The 8,360-nt window shown below is 27.0% G+C and carries 10 protein-coding genes; 8 read left to right on the top strand and 2 right to left on the bottom strand.

Annotation, left to right across the window (positions count from 1 at the left end; translation table 11 throughout):
• On the bottom strand, positions 1-269 hold a 269-nt coding region (locus tag ACLUJM_RS11645; RefSeq protein ID WP_412412880.1), incomplete at its 3' end, for a transposase.
• A gap of 154 nt (positions 270-423) precedes the next feature.
• Here ACLUJM_RS11645 and ACLUJM_RS11640 point away from each other — a divergent pair.
• From ACLUJM_RS11640 to ACLUJM_RS11615, 6 genes are all read left to right on the top strand, one after another.
• On the top strand, positions 424-1,341 hold the full coding sequence (locus ACLUJM_RS11640) for an ATP-binding cassette domain-containing protein (RefSeq protein WP_412412879.1): 918 nt from the start codon (positions 424-426) through the stop codon (positions 1,339-1,341).
• The gene (locus tag ACLUJM_RS11635; RefSeq protein WP_094223737.1) at positions 1,338-2,108 is read left to right on the top strand and encodes an ABC transporter permease; all 771 of its coding nucleotides are present in this window, start codon (positions 1,338-1,340) and stop codon (positions 2,106-2,108) included. Before ACLUJM_RS11640 ends, ACLUJM_RS11635 begins: the two co-directional genes overlap by 4 nt.
• Before the next feature lies 1 nt (position 2,109).
• On the top strand, positions 2,110-2,880 hold the full coding sequence (locus ACLUJM_RS11630) for an ABC transporter permease (RefSeq protein WP_308611524.1): 771 nt from the start codon (positions 2,110-2,112) through the stop codon (positions 2,878-2,880).
• 2 nt (positions 2,881-2,882) lie between these two features.
• The gene (locus ACLUJM_RS11625) at positions 2,883-3,008 is read left to right on the top strand and encodes a hypothetical protein (protein WP_275542317.1); all 126 of its coding nucleotides are present in this window, start codon (positions 2,883-2,885) and stop codon (positions 3,006-3,008) included.
• Between the two features lie 127 nt (positions 3,009-3,135).
• Positions 3,136-3,267, top strand: coding sequence for a hypothetical protein (locus ACLUJM_RS11620; RefSeq protein ID WP_412412878.1), 132 nt, complete (start codon positions 3,136-3,138; stop codon positions 3,265-3,267).
• A complete protein-coding gene (locus tag ACLUJM_RS11615; RefSeq protein WP_412412877.1) occupies positions 3,236-4,705 on the top strand; it encodes an ATP-binding cassette domain-containing protein in 1,470 nt (489 codons plus the stop codon). Before ACLUJM_RS11620 ends, ACLUJM_RS11615 begins: the two co-directional genes overlap by 32 nt.
• A 2-nt stretch (positions 4,706-4,707) precedes the next feature.
• Here ACLUJM_RS11615 and ACLUJM_RS11610 read toward each other — a convergent pair whose 3' ends face one another.
• Complete coding sequence (locus ACLUJM_RS11610; protein WP_412412876.1) at positions 4,708-5,616, bottom strand: DMT family transporter; 909 nt, start codon at positions 5,614-5,616, stop codon at positions 4,708-4,710.
• Positions 5,617-5,729: 113 nt separating this feature from the next.
• On the opposite strand from ACLUJM_RS11610, the gene ACLUJM_RS11605 reads away from it, so the two are divergent.
• The gene (locus ACLUJM_RS11605) at positions 5,730-7,271 is read left to right on the top strand and encodes an ATP-binding cassette domain-containing protein (RefSeq protein WP_412412875.1); all 1,542 of its coding nucleotides are present in this window, start codon (positions 5,730-5,732) and stop codon (positions 7,269-7,271) included.
• On the top strand, positions 7,264-8,319 hold the full coding sequence (locus tag ACLUJM_RS11600) for a hypothetical protein (RefSeq protein ID WP_412412874.1): 1,056 nt from the start codon (positions 7,264-7,266) through the stop codon (positions 8,317-8,319). The genes ACLUJM_RS11605 and ACLUJM_RS11600 overlap by 8 nt, the downstream gene beginning before the upstream one ends.
• The last annotated feature ends 41 nt before the right edge of the window (positions 8,320-8,360 follow it).

The raw sequence follows: 8,360 nt of genomic DNA, 5'->3' as shown, positions 1-8,360 counted from the left end.
ATCTTTAATTCATTTGCTAGGCTTTGATAGGACATTTCTCCTGTTAAGTACAAGTTTACTACATTTAACTTAAATTCCAAAGTGTGTTGTGTATTTTTTCTTTTTACTTTTATTCCTTCATAGCCTTGTGACTTGTATGCATTTACCCATTTTCTTATTATGCTTTCTGAAGGTATACAATATTTATTTGATAAAGTTTTATATGAGGTATTAGATTCTAAATACTCTTTTACCACTTTCGTTTTGAATTCTGTACTATATTTTGCCATTAAAAAACTGACCTCCTTTAGTTAGTTTTTTGGTCTAACTTTTGGGGATCAGTTCATAATTTCGCGCTTTTTTCTTGTACATATGTTTAAGGAAATTGTTTTTTTTAGGATATGCTCTATAATTATATTTGAGAGTATAATTATGGAGCGGAATATGATAGAGATAAACAACTTGAAAAAAGATTATGAAATAATTAAGAGAAAAAGTTTATTAAACAAAGAAAGAACTATCGTGAATGCAGTGAAGAAGATTTCTTTTAAAATTGAAGATGGAGAAAGAGTCGGACTCATAGGGCTTAATGGAGCTGGAAAGACTACTACGATTAAAATGATGACGGGAATTTTGTATCCAACGGATGGTTTCATAAAAGTGAATGGATTCACTCCGTCTGATAGGAAAAAGGAATTCTTGAATGAGATTGGAGTATCAATGGGACAACGTTCGTGTATGTTTTACGATATTGATGTGATAGAATCTTTCAAGTATTTCAAAGAAGTTTATGAAATTTCAGATGAGGATTTTGAGGAAAGATTACAAGAATTTGATAAAGTTCTTGGACTTTCGCAACTTTTACATACTCCTGTAAGAAAATTGTCTTTCGGTCAGAGGATGAAGTGTGAATTGGCAGTGAGCCTTATTCATTTGCCGCGAACAATATTTTTGGATGAGCCTACTATTGGTCTTGATGTTGTGGTTCAAGAAAATATATTTGAGTTTTTGAATATGATAAACCAAAAATACAATTCTACGATCATATTGACCACACATGAAATAGAAAATATAGATAAATTTTGCCCTAGAATTATAGTATTAAATCATGGAGAAGTTATATACGATGGAAAGTGCAATAAATTTTTGGATAGAGATAAGTACAGAAAACTAACCGTATCTTCCAAATACGTTGAGTATTTGAAGGATTTTAATCCAGACATCGACAATGAGAAGGCGACAGCTTTATTGACAATCGATCAGTTAAATAGTGTTGATATTTCACAATTTTCTAAGTCTGAATTTACTATCGAAGAATTGAGCTTGGAAGATGTTTTGAAAACTAAATTGAGGGTTGAATGATGAAATTATTTGCTTGTTCTCTAAGAATCGCTCTGAAAAAGATGTTTGCTTATCCAAATGAAATAATCATGATATTTTTTCACAGCCTTTTCCAATTATTGTCGACGATTTTGTTTTGGGTTGTGTTATTTGACAATGTAGATTCTTTTGGATACGACAAGTCTTTCATATATTTGCTGGCAATGGTCGGGATGCTATCGTCAGCCATTGAAGAAATGTTTTTCGGACTCAGAGATTTTGAGTGGTTAGTGCGTGACGGAAGTTTGGATAGGTATTTGTATCGCCCTCAAAATACTTTGTTTATGATAATGATAGAAAATATTCCACTTGTTGCATTCATTGAAGAACTTGTGCTTGGGATTTTTGGAATAATTTTGGTAGTAGTGAAATTTGATATCGCGATTTCTTTTGTAGCTGTATTAAAGATGATAATCCTTTTAATAATAGGGAACGTGTATTATCAAACGATTTATGCGACAATAACGATGCTGAGTTTAAGATTTGAAAAAATATCGACATTAAGAGATTTGATTTTCAATTTTAATTTTTCAAAAAATTATCCCACTACAATTTTTCCGAATTTTTTGAGAAAATTTCTGACTTATGTAGTTCCTGTTTCATTGATAGCATTTGTTCCAACACTAGCTTTAAGCGGAAAACCTACTAGACATTTTCCTCTAATATTAATTTTTTTAGCAGTGAGCTTGATGATTTTATACATTGTGTACAATCGTGGACTTAGAAGATATTCTTCAAATGGAGGTTAGAATGAAAAAATATTTAGCGTCTATGAAAATAGAATACCTAAATTCAAAAGAATACTTTATTTCTTTTGTTTCCTCCATATTTTATATACCAATTACAATAATTGTTTATTATTTTTTGTGGAAATTCATAATGAAAGGACAAGCTGATATTGCTGGAATGAATTTTGATGATGTGATTGCGTATTTCATGACGATTTTGGTAGTAAAAAATTCAATATCAAATACAATGGCTGAAACTTATTACATATTTCAAGATATAAATTCGGGAAATATTGATACTCTGATAACTAAGCCAATTTATTATCCTCTTACTAGATTTTGCATATCTATAGGAAGAGTTGTAATATCAATGCCTTTGGGGATAGTTTTTTGGATAGCAGTTCAGTTGTATTTCAATAAGTTTTCATTTGCATCGCTTGGTTATTTTATAATATCCTTGTTTCTAGGATTTTGTTTGATGTTTCAAGTGCTATGTGTTTTAGGATTACTAACATTTTGGTTAAAATCTGTACTTAGTCTCAGAGATATTTTTTGGTATATTCTGGCAATATTTTCAGGAGAAGTAGTTCCTTTAGCGTTTTTCTCTGGGAAATTTGAAATTATACAACACAATCCACTTGCCGGAATTTATTATATCCCTGCAAACATAATTAACTCAAACAATATGAAGGCTTTGATTTTGGAACAAGTAATTTACATCGTGATTTTTTCCATAATAATTTATTTTATGTGGAGAAGAGGAATAAAACATTACGAATCACAAGGCGGGTAAATATGATTTTGATATTAAATAATATATATGATAGGATTAAATTAGCAATGAAGGTGAGTTTATTTATGTTTACAGTATTAAGAGAAGGTAGCAGTGGCGGAGAAGATAAATGCCCAAGAAGAGCTTAAATATTGAATTGTAAAAAAGAGGAATCAAAAATGAGCGAATATTCTTAAAGTTGGTTTTATATCTAATTTTTGAGAATCAGTTCAAAATGTTTCCTTTTTTTTATAATAAATGAAAAGGAGAATAATTATGTACTTATATGTATTTAAAGATTTTGATTTATATTTTTTGTTTGAATTGTCAAATGAATTTGGTGTTTACATAGAAAACCCATTGGAGATGATAAATAATGTTGAAATTAAAAAGATATGTTTCAAATAAAAGCCTTGCTATTTATTGTTTGATAAATGGTCTATTAAAAATTTTGTTTTTAGTATCTCCACTTGTTGCAAAAAAGTTTATAGATAATGCAATGAATAAAAATTTTAATAATATGTTGATTTTTGGACTGATAGATGTTTTCTTATTTGTATTAACTCAGGTTGTATCTTATATATTTGATATTTTCAGTAAAAAAGTAGAAACATCAGCAATATCTAATATTTTCAAAGAGGTAAATGAAAATTTGGATACATATAGAGTAAAAGAACATTCAATTAATAGAGATAGGATTAATCAAGAAATAACAAATAATCTTACATTAATAAAAGGCTTTATTGTAGATATACCTGTTAGTATTGTATTTTCTATTATTACTATGATAGCAATATTTTTAATAATGTTAAAATTGTCTATTAGCTTAGCATTAGTTATGATAATTGTAGTCCCAGTAGGTGCATACATATCATATAAATTAGGTTATTTGATTTCAGATTATTCGGAAAAGGATTTAACGAATAATAGAGATATTAAGGGATATCTGCTAGATAAATATTCTATTACAAAGTCAGAAAGACTTTTAAAAAAAAAGCAGATGTTTGATATAAAAATTTTATTAGAAAATTATGAAAATACATTAAATAAAAAATATAAATTAGAATCTCTTGTAAATAATATGATGATTTATTTTGTTTTAAATGTTGTAATAATTTCTATGTATTTGATTTCTGGATATTATGTGTATAGAAATATGATTACAATAGGTACTTTTTATGCTACACAACTTTATGTGTCTAGATTTTGGACACCAGTAGAATATTTGTTTGACATAAGAAATCAATATTTAACAGCAAAGCCAGCAATAAATAGTTTTTTGAATTTTATGGAAGTAAAAAAAACAAGATACAATTATGATATTATAAAAGAAATAGAATTGGTGAATTTTGAATGTTTGAGTAATAAAGGGAAAGTATTAAATGAAAAAATTTCTATGAAATTTGATAATAAAAATATAAATATAATTTCTGGAGATAATGGTGTAGGAAAAACAACTGTGATAGAATCTATTTTGAATTATACTGATAGATACAATGGAGATATATTAATAAATGGAAGAATATTAAAAGAGAGCTACTATGATATGGTGTACATATCATCTGATTATAATATATCTAATTTTGGATTGTTATCTGATAAAATAAATTTTTCTTCTGGACAAAAGAAAAAAGCACAAATAGAGTTAGCATTAAATACGGATAAGAGTGTTTATATAATAGATGAACCTACTAATTTTTTAGATGAAGAAAATAAAATCAAAATAGCGAATATGATAAATGAGTTGTATTTTAAAAGGAAAATAGTGATTTTGATTACGCATGATAGCGAAATTATTAATATGATAAAAAATAAAAAAATGTATTTTTTAAAAAAATCTGCATGAGATTATACTCGTGCAGATTTTTCATTTATTAGCATTCTTTGTTTTCTTCGATTGTTTATGAAGTTAATTAAAGCTCCACTAAATATTAAAACATATCCGATTATACTTAAATAATCAGGGATTTGATGTAAGAATAAAAATCCGAACAAACCTGTAAAAATTATCGTCGAATAATCAAACACTGAAATCTCAGAAGCAGGAGCGAATTTGTAAGCCAATGTAATTCCAAATTGTCCGATAAGTGCTGCAAGTCCAACGCCGATAAGAGCAAGGATTGATGATGTTCCCATTGGAACAAAATTAAATATCATAAAAGGAATACATACTATACACGAAAATCCTGAGAAAAACGCAACAATAAACGAACTATTAACTCCTAGCGTGTTCAATTTTCTAACGCAAGTGTAAGCTCCACCTGCACAAACTCCACCCAAAATTCCTATTAAATATGGAAGGATTTCTTGGATTTGTAGTGTAGGTTTTACAACAAACAAAACCCCTACAAATGCAATCAAAATCGAAATTATGTGTTCCTTTCTCAAATCTTCTTTTAGAAAAATCCAAGACAAAATCAAAGTCGCAAAAGGAGCGAGTTTGTTGAGAACTGATGCATCAGAAATAAACAAATGATCCAACGCGTAATAATTACAAAAAATTCCTGCAGTACCCAAACTTGCTCTCAAAATCAAAGTTTTCCATGGGATTGATTTAACATCGTGAAGCTCTTTTACTTCTTTTTTTTTATTCGATTTTAGTAAAATTGCGAAAGCCACCAAAAAAGCAATCAAATTTCTGAAAAAACTTTTTTGTATAGTTGGCAAATCTCCAGCAAGTGGTATGAATAAATTCATAAGAGCAAATCCAAATGCTGATAATAATATTGCTATAATACCTTTAGTTCTATTATTCATTTATTACCTCCGTATTAATAAATGATATCATAAAACAATGTAGATTTGAAATTTATTCTATTTCGCAAGATTTTATTAGGTGGTATAATCAAAAAAGAGAGGAATTTGTGATTATGAAAACTAAAGAGAAAAAATATTTTATTTATTCAAGTTTGTTTTATGTATTTATTTTTGTGCTTGATTTTTTAGTGTCTGTAATTACATCAAATTTTGCAGACGAATTTGTAAAACTAAATACAGTAGAATTTCAAAATACAATAAAAACTATGTTAATTATAATATTAGTATTTGGTGTGAAATTTTTATTAGAAAAACTGATACCTTATAAATTAGAATTAATAAAACATCAATTAAAATTTCAGTTTAAAAACAATATACTAAGAGATATTTACAATTTACGAAAAGAATTATTATTCGAATTGTCAGGAGAGCAAGTTTTGCAAATTGTAGACAAGGATAGCGAAATCATAGCAAGTTTTAGGTATGAATATTTGGTAGAATTTTTTTCTTCATTATTTATTTTTGCGATAGTACTTGTTTCATTTTTGGTTTTAAGTTATAAGGTGACTTTTATTTTTATTTTATTAGCTATTTTGCAAATAATACCGCCAATAATTACTAAAAATAGCTTATATAAGATTTACATGGATACTAGAAAAATAGAACAAGATACTACTAACTGGATTATTTCAGCATCAGAAGGAAGAGATGTTTTGAAAACTTTTAATGCGACTGATTGGTATTTTAAAAATAAAAGGAATTTAGATGAACTGAATGTAAATGCTGGTACTAAGGCTGAAATTGCATTTGCTCTTGAAAATGCTATGTATTCTCTGTTAGATTTGATTTTAAAAATAGTTAGTTATGCAATTATTGGTATAGCAATCTATAATCAGGAAATTACCATTGCTGATTCGGTGTTTATGATTATGTTACTGAGTACGTTTTATTCCAATTTTGAGAATATAACAAAATATATTTCGAAGGTTCAAGAATTCAATGTATCAAAAACTAGAATAAATAATATTTTAAATAAAGATATTAATAGTAACGATGTAACAGTTTCAGATATTGATTCTCTAATTGATTTAAAAATTGAAGATTTAGATTTTTGTCAAAATTTAAATGGAACAAATCTTAAATTAGAAAAAGGAGATAAAATTCTAATTTCTGGGAGTAATGGCAAAGGGAAAACAACCATTTTCAATTTGATTTTAGGACTTTTACACTCAAATAGCAAACTGGTTATTAGAGATATTCCAGAAAGACTTATAAGTTATTTAAATCAAAATGATTTATGTATTTCTTTTACAATGAGAGAGATTATGGGTATGCTTGAAGGAAAAGAATACGTTAAAAAAGTCCAAGAACTCTGCAATTATTTTGGGATTAAGGAGATTGAATGGAGTAAATACTTAGATGAATTATCAGGTGGAGAAAGGAAAAAATTCGCATTGGCAGTGTGTCTGGCATCTGATAAGAATATACTTTTGTTAGATGAACCGACAAATCATTTAGATGATAAATCAGTGGAAAAACTAATCGGTGTTTTAAGATCTGATTCACGAGAAATGATTGTAATTAGTCATGATAAAAGGTTAAATAAAATATGCAATAAAACTTTAGATTTAGATAGCGGTGATAATTATGTATAAGGATTTATTCAAGTCTATGAGACTTGGCGCAATATTAGGCCTGATTAGCAATATAATTCAAGATGTGTCAGCAGTTTTCATAGCGACTGTTTTGGGAACTTTTACATCTGCAGTATTGAATTCAGATATAAAAATGATGAAATCTTCAATATATAAGTTGCTCATTGCTATTTTGATTACTGTAGTTTTGATACCTATTTTTCAGATTTTATCAAATAAAATTATCCTGAAAAATAGTTTTACTCACGAAAATTTGTTAATAGACAAATACTTAAAATTTGATGAAAGTATTTTAAGAGATATAAAATCTTATAAATTTGACAATATTATAGAAAAAGAAGCAACTATGCTTAGATTGAATTTTATATGGGCATTTCAAAATATTTCAGAAGCTTTAATAATAGTTTTAATTTTGATAATAAGCTTGAAAGAATTACCAATTTATTATTTCATATTCATAGTTGCTATGGGATTTTTAAGATTTGTATCATTTACTACTTTTAAGGATGAAGTTTCTGAATATACAAGAGACAAATATACATTTAAAGAAAATGAAAGAAAAATACTATTTTCTTGCTCTTTTGAAAAAGATTGGTTGAAATTTAATAATTTGTACACAAAATTCATACAGGTATACAGAGAATTATTTGATGAATTTGTGAAAGATAAAGTAGCAACAGGAGAAATGTATACTAAAACTCAAAATGCAGTTAGAAATTTAGCAGATGGATTGTTTCTAATACAAGTAGTGGGATTTGGAATTATTCTATGTTCCAAGCAAATTATAGGCATAAATTCAATAATAAAAGTTTTAGCTATGTCTGTTGTTATCAATAAATTTTTTGATTGTGTGAAAAAGTCCGTGGACTCATTTATTCAATTAAAAAGTTTAAAAGTTAATGTTGGAAAATTTTATTCAGATATTTCTCAAAAGAAGAATTTTGATAATAAAACAAATCATATTGAAATTATTGCTGAAAATCTAAGTTACACGGTAAATGACAAAAATATTTTAAAACCTGTAAATTTTATTATAAACAAAGTATAAATTTCTAATTATCTTTTTATATTTTCTTAAATGCTCGTAAA

This window comes from Finegoldia sp. (genome assembly GCF_046991905.1).
Classification (GTDB): Bacteria; Bacillota; Clostridia; order Tissierellales; family Peptoniphilaceae; genus Finegoldia.
The sequence above is the reverse complement of the archived record's forward strand: the minus strand, read 5'-3'. Positions and strand labels throughout refer to the sequence as shown.